Source organism: Mycolicibacterium llatzerense (genome assembly GCF_000878195.1).
In the GTDB taxonomy this organism is placed as follows: Bacteria; Actinomycetota; Actinomycetes; order Mycobacteriales; family Mycobacteriaceae; genus Mycobacterium; species Mycobacterium llatzerense.
The window spans coordinates 1-18,815 of the sequence record NZ_JXST01000008.1 but is presented as its reverse complement, the minus strand read 5'-3'; the positions used below and the strand labels follow the sequence as shown (position 1 = coordinate 18,815).

The window sequence follows — 18,815 nt, the reverse complement described above, 5'->3', positions numbered from 1 at the left end:
TCAAAGATCAATTCGTAGAAAAGTGTCCCCTCCTGCGGGGCTGGGTGCTCCTACCTGTGTAAGGGGCCAACCAGGGCCCCGATCACATCGAAGGAGCACTTCATGATCGCCGATATCAACCCCCAGCCCGCACCGAAGCCGACGTCTGCGCGTAAGCACCGGCGACTGCTCGCCGCCGCCGGTGTTTCAGCGATGGCCGTCCTGGCCGTGAGCCTGTCCGGTGTGGCCTCGGCGGCTACCCCAACAAAGACCAATTGCACTCTCAAGACCGCCAATGGGCACTATGTGACGGCAGTCAACAGCGGCGGGTTGACAGGACTCGGCCAACCATCATTCGACGTAATGCACACGGATGCAGTGCGGGTCGGGACCTGGGAGACCTTTGCGCTCGTCGACGCCGGTGACGGAATCCACTACGGCATCCGAGCCTTTGATGGCCATTACCTGACTGCCGTCGGCGGTGGCGGACGGACCACCGACGTCATCCACTCCGACGCCACGCAGCTGCAGGCGTGGGAGAAGTTCACCGTCACGAAGCTTCCGTCGGCTCCCGGCGGCCAGGCCGTGTATTCGATCGGCACCATCGACGGGCACTTTCTCACCGCAGTGGGCGGTGGCGGACGGACCACCGACACCATCCATTCCGATGCGACCGTGGCCAACGGCTGGGAGCAGTTCCACATCCACTGCGGAAGCTGAGCGCACGCGATATCAAGCGGCAGATAGCCGCAGGCCGCAGGTTAGACCTGCGGCCTGTGGTAATCCGTTGTCGCCCAAGGCTATCGGCAAAGCCCTCAGCAGTGAACCGCCACACCCTTTGCGGGTGTGGCGGCCACCACCGAGTGGCATCAGGTAAAGGCTGCCCCGTAGGACGCCGCGCCGATCACGAAGGTGAACACCAGGTAGATCACGAGCACCACGGCGCCGGCGATCGCACCCCACGTCGCCCATTTCTTGGCCTCGTCAGCGGCTGCCTGCGCCGCCTGGGGCTGGCCCTGGGCCCACAGACCCGAAACCTGAGTCGCCTTGACGATGGACACGATGCCGAACGGCAGGCAGCAGAAAATGGTGACGAGGATGCCCAGCACCAGGTTGTTGTTGGGCGGTCCGCCTGCGGGCGGGAGGCCGCCGGCCGGCGGCGGAGGGTAATTCCCTGGCGGTATCTCAGTCATTGCAGCCTTTCTCTGTTCTGGTCACTACTCGGTAGGAGACCCGTCTGTTGGACGCGGTCAGCATCGACCGTTTCGGGACGCTACGGCGCACCGATTGGAATCCGTTTGGGACGCCTACAGAGCAAGGACACAACAGCGACGCGGCTACCGATCCCAACTTGCGGCAGCTGGCTGCGGTTACCGGATGGATTGGACGACCGTCGTCAGTGCAGCCCACTCTTGATGGCCGCGGCCTGCTTCTGCGCGACGTCCTTGACGAAATCGGGCGGTGCGTCGGCGTCCTTGGGACCGTCGAATTCCAGGGTGACGAACGCCTTGCCCTCAGTGAACAGCACGACGGTCACCGATTTGGAGCCGTCGGGCGAGTTCCCCGACACCGTGGTGCCGCCGGTGCCGGCCTCGATCGGCGCAGGTGCACCGCCGACGACATTGGTACCGAGCCCGGCCTTGGCCGCCTCGAGCGCGGCGGTGGCGGCGGCGGGATCCGGCAGGATCAGGATGGTGTCGCCGACGACGTGGGTGCCGTCGGGGTTGCTGAATGCGGTCGCGACGCCGGGGTTACCGCTGGGGTTCTGCGTCGCTTCGCCCGCCGTGAACACCTCCGGCGCAACCAGATCGGTGCCCTTGATGAGCAACGCGGTGTAGTCGGCGGGCTGGGCCGGAGCAGAGCTGGTCGCCGAGGTGCTGGAACTCGACGACGATGCAGATTTCGAGGCGGCCGGAGGCGCGGAATCCTTGCTGCAACCGCTCATCGCTGCGACCAGCGCAATACTGGCCGCCACGGCGACCGTCATACGTGCCTTCATCGGATCGGTTTCCTTTCTCCGGGCCGTCAGTTCAACGGACCGTCGGGCATCGGGGCGTTGCAGCGCTCGCGGAAGTCGGCCGCGGGCTGACGCACACCCTGGACCTCAGCCTTCACCTGCGGATTGGCATCCATGTACGCCGTGATCTCGGTACGCATCTGATCCCGCGTCTTGCCCTTCAGCCCGGTGAAGAACGCGTTCACATCGGGGTGGCTGAACAGGTACGACGCGGTGCCCGCGTTCACCCCGGACATCACGTTGGCGAGATCGGCGGCGGTGCAGTCCGGCGGATCGGCGATGGCCGTCGTGGCTGTGCCGATGAACGTCGCACCGGCGATCACACCGGCACCGATGATGTTGCGAATCTTCATGCGGGTTGCTCCTACTGGGTTGTTGGGGTTACGAGTGATCAGCGACGCGGCCCGATGCCGCCACCGCCGCCGGGGCCATTGGGCGGGCGGATCGGGCGGATCGGGACATTGATGTCGATGCCCCAGCCGTCGTCGCAATACCAGGGGTCGGCGCAGTAGGACGGGTAGGCCGGCCCGGCGGACGGCGGAGTCGGCCCGCCGCCGCGGACGTCGCCCTGGGCGCACACAGTCGCGTATCCAGCACCGCTGCAGTCCGCGGACGCCGGTGCCGCCGCGCTGAGACCAACAGGGACGAATGTGAGTGCCAGACCCAGACTCAAGTAGCGCTGCCTCAGTCGCATGGTCTTCTTCTTCCGGACGGCTGGGTCCGCGGTAGTCGGCACGCCGCCGGTGCGCGGAAACCGGTGTCGGCCCAGAGTAATTGGACCGGGCCGACCAGGAGAGGCAGTTCGCAGTTATTGCCCTCAGATATTGACGATTGCCTCGGACAATTCGCGGGCGGTGTTAGCGTCCGGCGTAGGGCACAAGACGTGAGGAGCCGACATGGGTGAGAGCACGCAGGACTGGACCAAGCCGGCCGCCATGGCGATCCCCAAGGAGGGCTACTTCGAGGAGGTGCGGGGTCGCTACGGGCCCGTGTTCCCGAGGACGCCTGCCTGCTACGGCTTCTCGATCATCGCGAAGGTGAAAGAGGGGCGCGAGGAAGTGGTCCGCGCCTACGGCAAGACCATCGAGGAGACCATCAAGGCCAGCCCGGAAGCTTTGGCGCCGCTGCGCCTGCATTACCTGCGCTGGAACCTGTTCGACGTCGGCTCGGGCCTGCATTTTCAGTACATGGGCATCTTCGACACCGACTTCGACAAGTACACCGAGGACGCGGTGGCGCTCTTCAGCGCGACCGGCGTCACGACGGTATTCACCAATCTCGAAGGCTTCCCGGAGGATTGGCAGACCAACACCGAGGCGTTCATCAAGTTCGTTCGTGACCACCAGCAGCCGAGCTTCCTCGAGTACGGCGAGTACCCCTATGTGACCGCGGACGAGATCAAGAAGGCGCTCCGGTTGAAGGCGGCGTTCTCGACGATGCTCGATCAAATGCAGTAATGCTCGAGTTCGACGACATCCAGCACATCCTGCTGACGCGAACTCCCGCCCTCACCGGGCGCTACGAGTTCCTGACGTTCGACACCCCCGAAGGTGGCCGGGCGTGGCTGTCGGAATTGCAGGACAAGGTGCAGTCGGCGACCGACGCCAAGGCCGCGATGGACGAGTCCGATCGCTGGGTCACCTTGGCGTTCACCTGGAATGGCCTGCGGGCGCTGGGGGTCCCGGAGGATTCGCTGGCGACCTTCCCCGATGCGTTCCGGGAGGGGATGGCGTCGCGAGCCGGCATTCTGGGGGACACCGGCTCGGCAGCCCCGGAGCACTGGGTGGGCGGGCTGGCGGGCGACGACCTGCACGCCATCGCAATCCTGTTCTCCCGCAACGACGAACAGAACGCAAGGTCCATCGCGGCGCACGACGACCTGCTCGCACGGACCGACGGGGTGCGCAGCCTGTCGTACCTCGACCTCAATGCCACGCCGCCGTTCAACTACGCCCATGATCACTTCGGCTTCCGGGATCGGCTGTCGCAGCCGGTGATGAAGGGTTCGGGGGAGGAGCCGACGCCGGGGTCGGGCGACCCGTTGGCGCCCGGTGAGTTCATCCTCGGATACGACGACGAGAACGGTCCGGTCGTGGATCTGCCGCAGCCCGAGGCGCTTTCGCGCAACGGCAGCTATCTGGCGTATCGCAGACTCGAAGAGCACGTCGGGGTTTTTCGGGATTACCTGCGCGCGAACGCCGACACCCCCGAAGGCGAAGAGTTGTTGGCCGCGAAGTTCATGGGCCGGTGGCGCAGCGGCGCCCCGCTGGTGTTGGCGCCGGACCAGGACGACCCCGAGCTGGGCGCGGATCCCATGCGCAACAACGACTTCAACTACAAGGAACAGGATCCGTTCGGCTACGCGTGCCCCCTGGGCTCCCACGCACGACGGCTCAATCCCCGCGACACGGCGCACTACATGAATCGCCGCCGGATGATCCGGCGCGGCGCGACGTATGGTCCTGCGCTCCCGGATGGGGTACCGGACGACGGCGTCGACCGCGGTATCGCGGCGTTCATCATCTGCGCAGATCTGGTGCGCCAGTTCGAGTTTGCGCAGAACGTGTGGATCAACGACAAGGCCTTCCACGAACTCGGCAACGAACACGATCCGATCTGCGGCACGCAGGACGGCACCCTGGACTTCACCGTCCCCAAACGGCCGATCCGCAAGGTGCACAAGGGCCTTCCGGCATTCACCACGATGAAGGGCGGCGCCTACTTCTTTCTGCCGGGCATCGGCGGAATCCGCTACCTGGCGTCGCTGGGCGACTGAGGGCGGGCTTTCGTCGCTTGCGGGGGACTGCTCGCGATGGACGGGCGCGGGACGATCTCACGGTGCCGCCGCGCGACACGTGCACGACACGCGCGCGGCACGCCAACGTGCGCGACATGTGATGCAGCCGTGGCCGAAATGTGACGCCTGTAGACCAGTGTGATCAGAGTGGCTTGAGGGCAGTCAGGCCATTCGGTTCGTGGTTGGGAGCGTCCAATGTCTACAGCTCACAGGGTGGAACGCATCGTCGCGCAAGTCGCCGCCGCCGTCACTCGTCGTCCGTCGGACGACCAGGCCTATCGCGCCGAGATGGAGCGCTTGGTCACTCAGCAGGAACTCGCCCTGCTGAGTAAGTAGCCCTCCCGCGCCTCAGCGGAAGACGTTCAGCAGCGTCCGGCAGAGGAACGGCAGGTTCGACAGCGGGATGAACTGCACCAAGGTGCGGCACACGTTGGGTGCCGACGCCTGTCCTGCCTGGCTTCCGCATACCGGCCAAGCGCCGATGCCCTGCGTACGCATGACATTTCGGGCCACCCGGATTTGTTCTCCGCGGCTGGCCGCTGCCGGTGATCCCATGCCGCCGTTGGCGGTCCAGGTGCCCGGGCTGAACTGGAGTCCGCCGTAGAAGCCGTTGCCGGTATTGGCCGACCAGTTGCCGCCCGATTCGCATTGCGCGATGGCGTCCCAGTTGGGTTCGGCGTTGGCCTCGGAGATCGACAACGACAGTTGAGAGATCGCGAGTACGCCGGATATGGCGACCGCACGAACAAATAGGTGCCCGCTCATACCCACCTCGATCCTGTTGTGCGAACGGCCCTATACCGATCGCAAAATGGTTCGCAATTGACGCGTGGTGCTGTCCATACAGACGTTAAACCTGATAATCAGCTGTGCTAATGGGGTAATTGTTATTCTTCGAGTAAATTTAGTGTTTCTGCATATTTCTGATGCAGAAGAGACGGCACTGGCAGTTGTTATCTAGCGTGTCGCTGCAGGTCAGTGAGCTGTTACGGGAGTATTGTTTACCGTGTGGTTATAGGTGCGCATGGGGCCTGTGATTCTTTTGTTATTAGTGATTCAGTCGCGCTTAGTGATGCAATTGTTATTGAAGTGATCTGAGTTACTAATACGCATTAGAGTTTTCTATGTGGCAGCTGTGGCTGGTGTGACTAGAGTGAATTCGCCGCCAAGTGGTGGCGGGAATGGCCCTGGCGCGTGGCCTGGTCTGCGCGCAGACTTCTGATAGGGCCGAAATTCGGTGTGGTCGACGAATGCCGGGCAAGTGATGACAAGCGCAGCGATCAGGGCAGCACAGTCGTGGCGGATGGCCGCCGGACTGCTGGTGGCAGCTGTCTGCCTCGGAGCGGGATTCCTGACGGCGCCGACCGCGGCCGCCGATCAGCCGGCCACCTGCCAGAGCCGGCACGTCGACGGCGTCGAAGAGGACGTCTGCGTCGGCATCCCGGGACAGGCCGGTGGCGCTAACCCGCGTGACCTGTATCCGGGCGTCGTGCCCGAACTGTATTTCGGCATCGGCATCGGCTAGGCCGCAAGCTCACGAGCCTCATGCGGTCAGCACAGCAGGCGCACAGCTGGCGCGACCATCATCGAACTCTGTGACGACGACGTTTCTTGCCGACGCCCCGGGCGGCCCTGCCGCCCCGCCGCTCCCACCTGTTGTCGCGCCCAATCACCACGGGCTTTCTTTGCTCTATGGCTGGCTGCCCGTCACCATCCAGGTGATCGCCGCGATTGTGCTGATCCTCGCCATCGGCTGGCGTGGTCGCCGGTGGCGGTACCTGTGGCTGCCGGTCTGCGCCGTCGTCGGCATCGCCGCCGCCGCGTGGGCGAACTGGTACACCACATCGCAAGGCCTGGCAGGGAACCCGGCACCGGCGTCACTATGGATCTGGGTGGGGCTGTCGGGGCTGGCGCTGGGCGTGCTGGTGCTCGGCTGGCGCGGGTCGAAGTGGTGGCGCCGCGGCGTCGCCGTCCTCGCCGTGCCGTTGTGCCTGCTCAGCACCGGCGTCGCCCTCAACGATTGGGTCGGCTACTTCCCGACCGTCCAGACCGCGTGGGGCGAGCTCACCGCCGGCCCGCTCACCGACGAAACCGAGATGTCCAGCGTCACCTCGATGAAGGCCGCCGGCATCGTCCCATCGCATGGTGCGGTGGTTCAGGTGGACATCCCGGACACCGCGTCGGGCTTCGCGCACCGCACCGAAGTCATCTATCTGCCGCCCGCGTGGTTCGCGCACAACGCCCCGCCGCTGCCGACGGTGATGATGGTCGCCGGCGAGTTCAACACCCCGGCGGACTGGCTGCGCATCGGCAACGCCGCCAGCCTCTTCGACAACTTCGCGGCCGCACACGGCGGCAATGCGCCGGTATTCGCCTTCGTCGACGCGGGCGGTTCGTTCAACAACGACACCGAGTGCGTCAACGGCCCCCGCGGCAACGTCGCCGACCACCTCACCAAGGACATCCCGCCATATATGGAGTCCACGTTCGGCGTCAGCGCAAAACCGGCCAACTGGGGCGTCGTCGGCTGGTCCATGGGCGGTACCTGTGCGGTGGATCTCACCGTCATGCACCCCGAGCTGTTCGGCACATTCGTCGACATCGCCGGGGACATGGGCCCCAACGCGGGTACCAAGGAGCAGACCATCGCCCGGCTCTACGGCGGTAGCGAAGCGCAGTGGGCGACCTTCGATCCCCAAACCGTGATGACCAAACACGGCCCTTATCAAGGTGTTTCGGGCTGGTTCTCCATCTCGTCGGATGCCCCGACCCAGTGGAAAGGGGCCAAGGCGCACCCCGACGCCGTCGGCCTCGGCGGCCGTGACGGCGCCGGCAACCCCGGCGACCAGACCGAGGCAGGGAAGACGCTGTGCGCGCTGGGCCGCCAGCTGGGGATCGACTGCGCTGTCGTCGCGCAGCCGGGAAAGCACGACTGGCCTTTTGCGGTGACGGCATTCCAGACCAGCCTGCCGTGGCTGGCCGGACGGGTCGGCACGCCCGGCGTCCCGGTGACCGGGTTCCCGGCGGGATCGACGACCCCGGCACCGCCCGCCGGCCCGGCCGCGACGGTCGCGGCCGGAACAAACCCGGGCAAGTAGACGTCGAATGTAACGCCGAGCCCGTCTAAGTAGATGGACTCGGTGAGATCGTTGCGACACAGCAGGGAGTCGATACGCGATGGCTACTCATACCGATAAAACCAATAACAAGAACACTCAGCAGTCACGGCGTCAGGGGCGGCTCGTAGGAGCGGTCGCTGCCGGCGTGGCGACGACATTGACCGCGCTCACCGTGGGCGCGGCTCCGGTGTCGGCCAAACCGAGCAGTGATTCCGACAGCTCGAGCACCACCACACTCGTGCCCAAGCCGCCCAGGCAGGATTCTTCCTCGGCGCAGGACGGCTCGGGGTCCGGTGGTGGCTACGGGCAGGACGGCGGCCAGCGCGGCCGTAAGCAGCGGGAGCAGACGGCGGAGGCCGAGGCGCCGAGCCGGCCGGCTCCCGCCGACGCCCCGGTCGTCCAGGCCAAGCCCCCGGCCGACCCACCCGCGGCGCCGGTGGCTCCGGTAGCCCCGGTGGTGACCGCCGCCCCGGAGAACAAGGTGCCGGAGAACAAGGCACCCGAGAAGACGCCGCAGGCGCCGACCACGACGACGGCTGTCGAGACGCCCGTCGTCGCGGCTCCGCCGTCGCACACGGAAACCCCCGCGCCGACCACCAAGGTCACCAAGGCGCAGGAAGTTCCTGCTGAGCCGACGACGCAGGCGCGTCCGTCGACCGCGGTCGCCGAGCCGGCCCCGTCGGCTCCGTCGGCGACCTCGGTGACGGCGAGCCCGACCACCGCACTCGCAGAGCGCCCGTCGCCGGCCGACGCCGTCCAGCCGGACAAGCCGGACAAGTCGACAGCTCCCACCGATCGCACTGTGGCTGAAGGCAAGCCGCTCGCGGGCGTGGAGGGCCAGTTGGGCGAGCACGCGGGTATCGAGGCCGGCCCCGGCCGGATCGATGCCACCGCCACGGCATCGGCGACAGTGACCGCCGGATCGTCGAAGTCGGCGTCGCCGTCGACCACTGGGGCTCGCGAAGCCCGCGAGGTGCGGCCGATCGAGCTGCTCAAGCCCGAGACGCTGACCGCCCCGGTCGCGGATATCGCGACCGCAAAGGCCGCCGCTGCGGTCGATGTGAAGCTGCCGGAACCGGCCCCGGTGCACGACGTGGCCGACCTGGCCAAGGTCGTCAACGTCGCCAACTTCCAGTTCGACAGCCGTGCCGACTGGAACCGCCGCGATGACCGGGACAACCGGGACAACCGGGCTGATTGGGATCGTCACGACAACCGTCCGATGGGCCGGGACTGGGACAACCGGGTCCGGCAGTGGCGGCCCGACTGGGTGCAGTACGACGATTACTACCGCCCGGTGATGTTCAACCCGTACCGCGACCCCGTCCGGGTGGTGTACATCTACCGGAACGCGCCGCGCATCGTGTACATCCCGCCGCTGCAGCGCATCGTCATGGAGGTCGCCGACCTCGCGGCGTACAGCTTCACCGCGGTCGTGGTGAACGCCGTCAACACGGCCGTCAACGTCGCGGTGGGCAGTTTCTTCGGCGGCGGTTACTACCCGGGCGTCGGGATGCCGCTGCCTCCGCCGCCTCCACCGGTGCTGAGCTACGCGAATGTGCCTGTGCAGGTTCGCTATTCGGACGCGGTCTACCAGCCGTTCCGGGTGCAGCGCATCGTCGACGCGGGTGACGACGTGCAGTACGGCGAACGCCGCGTGCTGCTCGACGGCGTCACCCCGGCCTGGGGCCAGTGGACCCAAAGCCCTGCCGGCGAACGGCAATTCGAGGTGCACCGGACCCAGCAGTTCCCGGGCCTCGACGAGCCGCGTGAGGCGCCGCTGCCCGGCGACTACAACCTGCAACTGGTCAACGACCAGAAGGGGTTGGAGAACCCGAACAAGGCGCTGACCATCGCCGCGGTGACCTGCGGCCTGCTGAGCCTGGGTGCGGTCGGTCTGAGCATCTACATCGGGCGCCGGCGTCGCGAGGTCGTCTGACGTTGTCCCCGCGGTCAGTCGCGCTGCTCGAGCCGACTGCCGCGGGGAAACGTGATCGACATGATGTCGCTGGGACGGGTCAACGTGATGCGGTGCCACGTCCCGCGCGGCACCACCGTCGCGTGCCCCGTCGTCAGTGCGACGCCGGGGTCGTCGCCCACGGCGGTGCGTAGGTAGAGTCGTAGCTCCCCGGAGAGGCAGACGACGAGTTCGTCTGCCTCCGTGTGGATTTCCCAGTAGTCGGCGTGCACCTCGGCGTCGGTTTCCGCATGGAACGTCATGACATGCCAACCCGGCTCTCCGGAGCCGAACCTGCGCTCGGCGGGTGCGACGCGGCCGTCGTCGTACAGGTGCACGAAAGACGCGAACAGGTCGACGGTGGCGGTCATGCGGACACCGCCCGCAGGTGCGCCGAGTCGGTGCTCAAACCGCGACGGAGCGCGCCGCTGAGCTCCGCGAGCTGACGCCCCGAGACGTCGGCGCCGAGGATCACCTGCGACCCGTGGAACGTGCCGGGCCACTGGTGCAGCTCGACCGAAACGCCGGCCTGCAGCAGCCGGATGCCGAACTCAAGTGCCTCGTCGCGGTTGGGGTCGAACTCCGCCGTCGCGAGGTAGGCGGGCGGCAGCCCGGACAAATCTGCGGCCCTGGCCGGTGCGGCGTACGCCGACGCGGGTCTGCCGCCGAGATAGTGCCGCCAAATCGCGGCGACCTTCGCCCGCGTCATGAAGACGGTGTCGGTGAAGGCTCGGGCCGACCACGTGAGCTGGCGGTCGTCGAGCACTGGTTGGTTGAGCAGCTGGAAGGCGATCCGCCGGCCGCCCTCGTCGCGTGCGCGCAGCGCGGCCGCGGCGGCCAGATTCGCGCCCGCCGAATGACCGCCGATGGCGATGCGGTCGTGGTCGATTTCGAGCGCCGCCGCGTTGGTGGCCACCCAGGTCAGCGCCCGGTAGACGTCGTCCAGCGCTGCCGGATAAGGGTTTTCGGGTGCGCAGCGATACCCGACGGACACCACCACAGCACCCGTCGCCTGGGCGATGCGAGCGGCCCACGGGTGCTCGGTGTCGAGGTCGCCCATGACGAATCCGCCGCCGCGCAGCCACACGATGGCGCCGATCGGCTCCGCGGGTTGGTACAGGCGTACCGGAACGTCGGGATTGCCGGGCACGAGCCGGTCGCTGATCTGCAAGCCGGTGATGTCGGGTGCGGGCACCGCGGCGGACAGTTCGGCGAGCCGCCGGCGGGCTTCCGTCGGATCGTCCAGCTCGGCTTTCGGGAACAGAGATATGAAGGGCTGCAACTCGGGATCCATGGCCACCACGATGGTGGCTCGATGTGGCGGCGTCTTGGACGAATGTTCCCTTACCGCCACGCCACGGGGTCGATGTCGAGCCACGGCGCCTCGGCGACGCCCGCCGGCGTCAGCCCGGCGAACGACCGTGCATCGCGGTGCAGATGCGACTGATCGGCGTAGCCGCAGGCGTAGGCCACCTCGCCCGGCGCGCTGCCGGTGGCGAGGCGGTGCGCGGCATCGTCAAACCTGATCAGTTGCGCGGCGCGCTTGGGTCGCAGGCCGATCTGTGCGCCGAACCTCGACCACAGTCGCTTGCGGCTCCAGCCGATCTCGTCGGCGATGCGGTCGACCCGCACCTGCCCGTGGCTGCGCACCATCGCGTGCCACGCCACGGCGACCTCGGGATCCACGGCGGGCCCGGATTCGCGGCGCCGGGCGAATTCCGTTGTGACGATGGCAAACCGCTCGTCCCACGACGGAGCCGCGTACAGCCGCTCGCACAGGCGCTGGGCGCCCTTGCCCCAGACCGCATCGAGGGGGATGACGCCGGTCGGGTCGGAGCCGCCGAACACCGCGTGGGCAAGTAGTGGCGACAGCCGGATTTGCAGGCAGTCGACGTCGCGGCCGACCGCGGTCAACGTGCCGGGTGCCGGTCCGACGACACCGCCGCCGGTGCGGCGCGTGCCGGACGCGTCGACCAGCTCGCCGTCACCGAACTCGATGAACACCGTCACGGCGGGGTAGGGCACGAGCTGCAGCGCGAGCTGGGTCGGGGCCCGGCCGCGGAACCCCGCCATGGCCAGGCCCGGCTGCCGGTGCTCCGGAATCGCGAGGTCCCACGCGGCGGCGCTCAGCCGCCCCGTGCTCGCCGTCATGCCTCGATGGTAGGCGCGGCCCGGGCTTGCCGAGGGTTCCCGACACAGCCGGATCCGGACTCCGTAAGGTGACCCTGTAACACCGTTACGGAACACCGGATCAGCAGAGGTGGACAGTTGAGAACCGTATTGATCGACGCCCCCGGCAACGTCTACGTCGATACCGTGCCCGACCCGGTGCTGCCCGGGCCGGACGGCGCCGTCGTCCAGATCACCACGGCGGCCATCTGCGGATCGGACCTGCATTTCTACGAAGGTGACTACCCGTTGGCCACGCCGCTGGCGCTCGGCCACGAGGCCATCGGCACCGTCGTCGAGGTGGGTTCCGAGGTTCGCACCGTCAAAGTCGGTGACCCGGTGTTGATTTCGTCGGTGGCGGGTTGCGGCCACTGCGTCGGCTGCGACACCAAGGACCCGATCACCTGTGTGTCAGGTCCGCAAATCTTCGGTTCCGGCGTGCTCGGCGGCGCCCAGGCCGAACTGCTCGCCGTACCGTCAGCGGATTTTCAGTTGCACCGGCTGCCAAGCGATCTCAGCACCGAGGCCGCCCTGTTGCTCACCGACAACCTCGCCACCGGCTGGGCCGCGGCGCAGCGCGCCGACATCCCGCCGGGCGGCACCGTCGTCGTGTTCGGTCTGGGTGCGGTCGGCCTGTGCGCGGTGCGCTGCGCCATCGCGCAGGGCGCCGGTCAGGTGTTCGCCGTCGATCCGGTCGAGGGACGCCGCGAGCTGGCCACGCACAGCGGAGCCACCGCAATCACCCCCGACCAGATCGGTGCCGTCCACGAAGCGACGGGCGGCAGGGGAGCGGCCTCGGTGATCGACGCCGTCGGCAACGACACCACCATGAACGCCGCGCTGGCCGCGGTGCGCGCCGGCGGCACGGTGTCGGTGGTCGGGGTCCACGACCTGAGCCCGTTCCCGTTCCCCGCGACGCTGTCGCTCATCCGCAGCATCACCCTGCGCATGACGACGGCGCCGGTGCAACAGACCTGGCCCGCGCTGATCCCGCTGCTGCGGGAGGGTCGGCTCGATGTCGACGGCATCTTCACCCATGCCATGTCGCTCGATGATGCGCCCAAGGCCTACGCCGCCGTCGCGGCACGGACCGCGGACTGCATCAAGGTTACGCTGACCCCGTAGTGATGATGGCCAATCAGGAGACCCTGGACCTCGCGCTACCGCGCCTGCGCATGCGGGCGTTGGCGTGGGGTCCGTCCGACGGGCGATTGATGTTGTGTCTGCACGGTTTTCCGGACAGCGCACATGGCTGGCGGCGCGTTGCGCCCCTGCTGGCGGAGGCCGGCTACCGCGTCGTGGCGCCCTTCATGCGCGGCTACGCACCCAGCGGTGTGCCGGCCGACGGCAACTATCACGTCGGGGCTCTGGTGTCCGACGTGCTGGACCTCTACGACGCACTGGGTGGTGGGCCCGACGCCGTGCTGGTGGGCCACGACTGGGGTGCCTTCGCCGCCAATGCCGTTGCCGCGTACCCGAATTCGCCGTTCAGTTCGGTGGTGTCGATGTCCGTCCCGCCGCTGGCGGCGATGAGCCAGACCCGGTTCAGTGCCGCCCGCACCGTCCGCATGAGCCTGATCCAACTCCGAATGAGTTGGTACATCATGTACTTTCAGCTTCCCGGCCTGCCGGAGCGCACCCTGCACCGGGTCATCCCGCGACTCTGGCGAGACTGGTCGCCGGCCGGAACTGACGTGTCCGACGATGTCGCCACCACGCTGGCCGCGCTGCCGAGCCCCGCGCATCGGGCCGCCGCGGTCGGCTACTACCGGGCGCTGGTTCGCCCCGGCGGCGTCAACGCGCCGTATGCCGAGTTCGAGCGGTATCTGCAGGAACTGCCGTGTGCCCCGATCCTGTACCTGCACGGGACGCAGGACGGCGCGATGCAGGTCGGCTACACCGAGCAGCTGCTGAATGCCTTGCCCGCCGGGTCGGTGGTCCAAACCATCGATGGCGCAGGGCATTTCCTGCAGGTCGACCGGCCGGCCGAGGTGGCCGCGGCGATTCTGGACTACGTCGGGAACTGAACGGAAGGCTACCGCCCATGCGGGTACAACTCCAGATCGACGGCGCGCCTCAACGAGCCGCCGACCATGCTCGCGAGCTGGCCGGCCTCGGCGCTGACGGGGTGTTCACGTTCGAAGGCCCGCACGACGTCTTCCTGCCACTGGTGGCGGCGGCCGGCGCGGCCGAGGTGGACCTGATGACCAACGTCGCGATCGCCGGCCCGCGCAGTCCGCTGCATCTCGCGCACGCCGCCTACGACCTGCAGGTGTACAGCGGCGGTCGTTTCCGGCTGGGCCTGGGCTCGCAGATCAAGGTGCACATCGAAAAGCGTTACGGCGCACAGTGGGCCAAACCCGCCGAACGCATGGCCGAGACCGTCACGGCGATCAAGGCGATCTTCGACTGCTGGGAAGGCAAGGCGCCGTTGAATTTTCGCGGCAAGCATTTCACCCACACGCTGATGCCGCCGAACTTCAACCCCGGCCCCAACCCCTACGGCCCGCCGGCCGTGCTCATGGGCGCGCTGGGGCCGATCATGACCCGCACCGCCGCCCAGGTTGCCGACGGGCTGCTGGTGATGCCGTTCCACAGTGCTCGGCATTTCGCCGATCGCACCCTGGCGGCAGTGGGGGAGGGACTGCAGCGCGCCGGGCGCGCGCCGGGCGACCTGCAGATCATCGCTCAGGCGATGGTGGCAGTGGGGCGGACCGAGGCGGACCTGGCCGCGGCGATCAACGGCGTCGCGACGCTGATCGCGTTCTACGGCTCCACGCCCGCCTACCTGCCGGTGCTGGAGACCGAGGGGTGGGCCGATCTGCAGCCGACGCTCAACGCCATGTCCAAGGTCGGTGAATTCGCCGGCATGCGGGCACTGATCAGCGACGACATGGTCCGGACCATCGGCATCGTCGGTACCCCGGAGGAGTGCGCTGCCGAGATCGGACGCCGATTCGGTGCGCACGTGGACGAAATCTGTTGCTACTTCCCGGGTTATGAACAGCGACCCGAGGACGTGCGGGACCTGGTCACCGCGCTGCACGCGCAATGAAAACGGCGTGATTCGTACCGGTGACCGGTACGAATCACGCCGAAGTCGGCTGGGCCGAACGCCCTAGGGTGCCTGGACCCAGTTCCAGACGTTCAAGTCGCCCTTGGGGTAGCTCTGGCAGACGTCGGTGGCCTTGGCGACGACGCCCTTGTTGTTGAAGAAGATCTTCGCCCAGTTGCCCCAGTGGGTGGCCACCTGCTCGTAGTAGATGTTGGTGGCGGTGTCCTCGGAGTACTGCCGGCGGCCCACGGCGTCCAGCGAGAAGAACCAGTGGATGCGGTCCTGGGCCATCTGCTGGATGTCGGCCGGGCGGTTGTGCATGTCGATCATGTACCGCGAGAAGTAGACCGGGCTGGTGTCGCGGGCGGCGGCCAGGTACTGCTCGGCATCGCAGGTCGTGATGATGATCCGGTGGGGGATCGGGTAGTCGTCGGTGGCATCGGCGGCCGCCGGTCCGGCGAGGGTCGTCGCGACCGCGCCCAGGGCTGCGACCGCGGTACCGGCGCGCTTCAGGCCACGCTTGATCTGGACCATAGTCTGTACTCCTGTTTCCTAGATACCTGTGCTGCTGGAGGCTGATTGCAGTTCGCCCGCCTGTTTGGGCTGCGGCCACGGCTCGGGCACCGGACGCTGACGCACGCGCTGTGGCCACCAGAACCACTTGCCCATCAGGGCGGCGATAGCCGGCGTCATCAGAGATCGGATGATCAACGTGTCGAACAACAGACCCAGACCGATGGTTGTTCCCACCTGACCGACCACGTGCAGCTCGCTGACCGCCATGGACATCATGGTGAAGGCGAAGACCAGGCCGGCCGAGGTGACCACGGAACCGGTGCCGCCCATCGACCGGATGATGCCGGTGTTGAGCCCGGCGTGGATCTCTTCCTTGAACCGGGCGACCAGCAACAGGTTGTAGTCCGCGCCGACGGCCAGCAGGATGATGACCGCCATCGCGATGACCATCCAGTGCAGGTTGAGCCCGATCAGGTGCTGCCACACCAGAACTGACAGACCGAAGGATGCGCCCAGCGACAGCACCACGGTGCCGACGATGACCGCGGCGGCCACCACCGAGCGGGTGATGATCAACATGATCGCGAAAATCAGTGCGAGGGCGGAGATTCCGGCGATCAGCAGGTCGTAGTCAGCGCCCTCCTGCAGATCCTTGAAGGTCGCCGCGGTGCCGCCGAGGTAGATCTTGGAGCCCTCCATGGGAGTGCCCTTGATGGCCTCCTTGGCGGCGTTCTTGATCGCGTCGATGTGCGAGATGCCTTCGGCGCTCATCGGTTCGCCCTCGTGCGAGATGATCAGCCGCACTGCTTTGCCGTCGGGCGAGATGAAGTTCTTCATGCCGCGCTTGAATTCGGCGTTGTCGAAGACCTCCGGCGGCAGGTAGAACGAGTCGTCGTTGCGGGAGTTGTCGAACGCCTCGCCCATGGCGCTCGCGTTGTCCTGCTGCGCCTGCATCTGATCCTGCAGACCCTTCTGGGTCTGGTACATGGTCAACATGTACTGCTTCATGTTGGTCATCGTCGAGATCATCTCGGGCATCAACGCGACCATCTGAGGCATCAGCTTGTCGAGCTTCAACATGTCCGGCATCAGGTTCTGGATGTCGTCGGTCATGGTGTCGATACCGTCGAGGGTGTCGAAGACCGAGCGCATGGTCCAGCAGACCGGGATGTCGTAGCAGTGCGGTTCCCAGTAGAGGTAGTTGCGGATCGGCCGGAAGAAGTCGTCGAAGTCCGAGATGTGGTCGCGCAGGTCGGCCACATCCAGGGTCATCGTCACCATCTTGCCGACCATGCTGTGCGTGGTGGCGGCCATCTGGGTGGTGATGCCCTGCATCTTCTTCATCGTGTCGATGTTGACCTGCATGTCGTTGGCCTGCTTGAGCATGTTGGCCATCGAGTCCTGCGCGTACTTCTCGTTCATCTTCTGCGAGGTGCCGCTCATGCTCATCAGGAACGGGATCGAGGTGTGCTCGATCGGCTTGCCCTCGGGACGGGTGATGGTCTGCGACCTGGAGATCCCGGGGACCTTGAAGATGGCCTTGGCGATCTTGTCGATCACCAGGAAGTCGGCGGAGTTGCGCAGATCGTGGTCGCTCTCGATGAGCATCAACTCGGGGTTCATCCGGGCCGGCGAGAAGTGCCGGTCCGCCGCGGCATAGCCCTCGTTGGCGGGGATGTCGGCGGGCAGGTACAGGCGGTCGTTGTAGGCGGGCTGGTAGCCCGGCAGCGTCAGTAGGCCGACCAGGGACAGCGCGATGGTGCCGACCAGGATGGGGGCCGGCCAGCGGACCACTGCCGCACCGATCTTGCGCCAGCCGCGAACCCGCATCGCGCGCTTGGGCTCGAGCGTCTTGCGGAACCGGCTGGCCAGTGAAATCACGGCCGGACCCAGGGTCAGCGCGGCAAACACCACGGTGACCATGCCGATGGCCAGCGGGACGCCCAGTGACACGAAATACGGCATCCGGGTGAAATGCAGGCAGAACGTGGCGCCCGCAACGGTCAGACCCGAACCCAGCACGACGTGGGCCGTGCCTTCGAACATCGTGTAATAGGCCTCTTCGCGGGACTCGCCGGCGCCGCGGGCCTCCTGGTAGCGGCCGATCAGGAAGATGGCGTAGTCGGTGGCCGCTGCGATGGCCAGGGTGACCAAGAGGTTGGTCGCGAAGGTCGACAGGCCGATGATGTCGTAGTAGCCCAGGGTCGCGACGACGCCCTGGGCCGCCGACAGCTCGAGCACCACCATCAACAAGGTGAGCAGCACGGTGATGAACGACCGGTACACGAGCAGCAGAGTGACGATGATGACCAGGAACGTGACGCCCTCGATCATCTTGACGCTGCGATCACCGGCGATGTGCTGATCGGCGGCCAGCGCTGCCGGGCCGGTGACGTAGACCTTCAGGTCCGGCGGCGTCTTGATGCTCTTGATGATGTCCTGCGCGGCCTGAACGGATTCGTTGGCCAGCGACTCACCTTGGTTACCGTGCAGGTACACCTGCACGTAGGCGGCTTTGCCGTCGTTGCTCTGGGAGCCGGCGGCGGTCAGCGGGTCGCTCCAGAAGTCCTGGACGTGCTCGACGTGCGTGGTATCCGCCTCGAGCTTCTTGATCATCTCGTCGTAGTAGGCGTGTGCCGGTGCGCCGAGGTGTTGATCGCTCTCCAGCACGACCATCACCGAGCTGTTCGACTTGAACTCCTGGAATACCTCGCCGACGCGCTTCGTTGCGATGACCGAGGCAGCCTGATCCGGCGACATCGAGACCGAGCGCATCTTGCCGACCTCGTCGAGCGACGGCACGGCGGTGCCGAGCACGACGATGACGCCGATCCAGAACAGGATCACCGGGATCGCGAAGGTGCGAAGGAACCGCGGGATCAAGGGCCGGTGGGGCTTTTCAGCCTTCGGGATGACCGCAGTCGGTGCGTCCGCGTAGTTGTCGGAAGTGGGGTGGCTCATGCAGATTTCACCAGGCAGAAGGTCTGGGCGTGGACGCCCGTGGAGGTGCGGGTGTCTTTGAGTTCGTCGTCGACGTGGACGGTGCAGGTGATGGAGTCACCGTCGCCTTGAGCGACGATGTTGGGCGATGCTGCCGGTGCGGTGGTGGACAGGACGAGTTTCCAGGGCAGCATGGCGTGGTCGATGCGTTGTGGCTTGGCGTCCAGGTCGAGGTAGTTGATGTCGGCGTAGGCGCCGGGTTCGCC

21 protein-coding genes are annotated in these 18,815 nt (G+C 66.8%); 10 read left to right on the top strand and 11 right to left on the bottom strand.

Features of this window, described 5'->3' with window-relative positions; genetic code table 11:
• Positions 1-102: 102 nt before the first annotated feature.
• Positions 103-699, top strand: coding sequence for a fascin domain-containing protein (locus TL10_RS07430; RefSeq protein WP_043985158.1), 597 nt, complete (start codon positions 103-105; stop codon positions 697-699).
• A 149-nt stretch (positions 700-848) separates the two neighbouring features.
• Here the strand turns inward: TL10_RS07430 and TL10_RS07425 are convergent, their stop codons facing one another.
• From TL10_RS07425 to TL10_RS07410, 4 genes are all read right to left on the bottom strand, one after another.
• Complete coding sequence (locus tag TL10_RS07425) at positions 849-1,172, bottom strand: CD225/dispanin family protein (RefSeq protein WP_043400440.1); 324 nt, start codon at positions 1,170-1,172, stop codon at positions 849-851.
• 203 nt (positions 1,173-1,375) lie between these two features.
• Entirely contained in the window at positions 1,376-1,966 is a 591-nt protein-coding gene (locus tag TL10_RS07420; protein WP_052506333.1) for a hypothetical protein, read from the bottom strand.
• 38 nt (positions 1,967-2,004) lie between these two features.
• On the bottom strand, positions 2,005-2,349 hold the full coding sequence (locus TL10_RS07415) for a heme-binding protein (protein ID WP_043400445.1): 345 nt from the start codon (positions 2,347-2,349) through the stop codon (positions 2,005-2,007).
• 38 nt (positions 2,350-2,387) lie between these two features.
• A complete protein-coding gene (locus TL10_RS07410) occupies positions 2,388-2,690 on the bottom strand; it encodes a hypothetical protein (RefSeq protein ID WP_043400486.1) in 303 nt (100 codons plus the stop codon).
• Between the two features lie 202 nt (positions 2,691-2,892).
• Between TL10_RS07410 and TL10_RS07405 the strand changes: the two genes are divergently transcribed.
• The 3 genes from TL10_RS07405 to TL10_RS31205 all read left to right on the top strand — a co-directional run bounded on the left by TL10_RS07405 (position 2,893) and on the right by TL10_RS31205 (position 5,129).
• Complete coding sequence (locus TL10_RS07405; RefSeq protein WP_043985156.1) at positions 2,893-3,453, top strand: hypothetical protein; 561 nt, start codon at positions 2,893-2,895, stop codon at positions 3,451-3,453.
• Entirely contained in the window at positions 3,453-4,772 is a 1,320-nt protein-coding gene (locus TL10_RS07400; protein ID WP_043985155.1) for a Dyp-type peroxidase, read from the top strand. Before TL10_RS07405 ends, TL10_RS07400 begins: the two co-directional genes overlap by 1 nt.
• A 216-nt stretch (positions 4,773-4,988) precedes the next feature.
• Entirely contained in the window at positions 4,989-5,129 is a 141-nt protein-coding gene (locus tag TL10_RS31205) for a hypothetical protein (RefSeq protein WP_157850361.1), read from the top strand.
• A 12-nt stretch (positions 5,130-5,141) separates the two neighbouring features.
• Here TL10_RS31205 and TL10_RS07395 read toward each other — a convergent pair whose 3' ends face one another.
• Positions 5,142-5,558, bottom strand: a complete 417-nt coding sequence (locus TL10_RS07395; RefSeq protein WP_043400454.1) for a transglycosylase family protein — start codon at positions 5,556-5,558, stop codon at positions 5,142-5,144.
• Positions 5,559-6,096: 538 nt separating this feature from the next.
• Between TL10_RS07395 and TL10_RS07390 the strand changes: the two genes are divergently transcribed.
• From TL10_RS07390 to TL10_RS29480, 3 genes are all read left to right on the top strand, one after another.
• Positions 6,097-6,318, top strand: a complete 222-nt coding sequence (locus tag TL10_RS07390; protein WP_043985154.1) for a hypothetical protein — start codon at positions 6,097-6,099, stop codon at positions 6,316-6,318.
• Positions 6,319-6,388: 70 nt separating this feature from the next.
• Positions 6,389-7,891 carry an alpha/beta hydrolase gene (locus TL10_RS07385; protein WP_082067879.1) on the top strand — a complete coding sequence of 501 codons (1,503 nt, stop codon included), beginning with the start codon at positions 6,389-6,391 and terminating at the stop codon, positions 7,889-7,891.
• A gap of 166 nt (positions 7,892-8,057) precedes the next feature.
• Complete coding sequence (locus tag TL10_RS29480; protein WP_234711395.1) at positions 8,058-9,851, top strand: hypothetical protein; 1,794 nt, start codon at positions 8,058-8,060, stop codon at positions 9,849-9,851.
• Positions 9,852-9,865: 14 nt separating this feature from the next.
• On the opposite strand, the gene TL10_RS07375 is transcribed toward TL10_RS29480, so the two are convergent.
• From TL10_RS07375 to TL10_RS07365, 3 genes are read right to left on the bottom strand one after another with little or no spacing between them, the layout of a single operon-like run.
• Positions 9,866-10,240 (bottom strand): cupin domain-containing protein, encoded by a 375-nt coding sequence (locus TL10_RS07375; protein WP_043985152.1) that lies wholly within the window; start codon positions 10,238-10,240, stop codon positions 9,866-9,868.
• Positions 10,237-11,163 (bottom strand): alpha/beta hydrolase, encoded by a 927-nt coding sequence (locus TL10_RS07370; RefSeq protein WP_043985151.1) that lies wholly within the window; start codon positions 11,161-11,163, stop codon positions 10,237-10,239. The genes TL10_RS07375 and TL10_RS07370 overlap by 4 nt, the downstream gene beginning before the upstream one ends.
• A gap of 50 nt (positions 11,164-11,213) precedes the next feature.
• Positions 11,214-12,020 carry a helix-turn-helix domain-containing protein gene (locus tag TL10_RS07365; protein ID WP_043985150.1) on the bottom strand — a complete coding sequence of 269 codons (807 nt, stop codon included), beginning with the start codon at positions 12,018-12,020 and terminating at the stop codon, positions 11,214-11,216.
• A 117-nt stretch (positions 12,021-12,137) separates the two neighbouring features.
• Between TL10_RS07365 and TL10_RS07360 the strand changes: the two genes are divergently transcribed.
• From TL10_RS07360 to TL10_RS07350, 3 genes are read left to right on the top strand one after another with little or no spacing between them, the layout of a single operon-like run.
• Positions 12,138-13,163: an alcohol dehydrogenase catalytic domain-containing protein gene (locus TL10_RS07360; protein WP_043985149.1), complete on the top strand. Its 1,026-nt coding sequence runs from the start codon at positions 12,138-12,140 to the stop codon at positions 13,161-13,163.
• Positions 13,164-13,168: 5 nt separating this feature from the next.
• Positions 13,169-14,065: an alpha/beta fold hydrolase gene (locus TL10_RS07355; RefSeq protein ID WP_043985224.1), complete on the top strand. Its 897-nt coding sequence runs from the start codon at positions 13,169-13,171 to the stop codon at positions 14,063-14,065.
• A gap of 17 nt (positions 14,066-14,082) precedes the next feature.
• The gene (locus tag TL10_RS07350; RefSeq protein WP_043985148.1) at positions 14,083-15,093 is read left to right on the top strand and encodes a TIGR03617 family F420-dependent LLM class oxidoreductase; all 1,011 of its coding nucleotides are present in this window, start codon (positions 14,083-14,085) and stop codon (positions 15,091-15,093) included.
• Between the two features lie 63 nt (positions 15,094-15,156).
• Here TL10_RS07350 and TL10_RS07345 read toward each other — a convergent pair whose 3' ends face one another.
• The 3 genes from TL10_RS07345 to TL10_RS07335 form a co-directional block, all read right to left on the bottom strand.
• Positions 15,157-15,627, bottom strand: a complete 471-nt coding sequence (locus TL10_RS07345) for a DUF5078 domain-containing protein (RefSeq protein ID WP_043400471.1) — start codon at positions 15,625-15,627, stop codon at positions 15,157-15,159.
• 18 nt (positions 15,628-15,645) lie between these two features.
• Positions 15,646-18,570, bottom strand: a complete 2,925-nt coding sequence (locus TL10_RS07340; protein ID WP_043985147.1) for an MMPL/RND family transporter — start codon at positions 18,568-18,570, stop codon at positions 15,646-15,648.
• The coding region (locus TL10_RS07335) for an MmpS family transport accessory protein (protein ID WP_043985146.1) at positions 18,567-18,815 on the bottom strand (249 nt) is incomplete at its 5' end. The genes TL10_RS07340 and TL10_RS07335, both read right to left, overlap by 4 nt.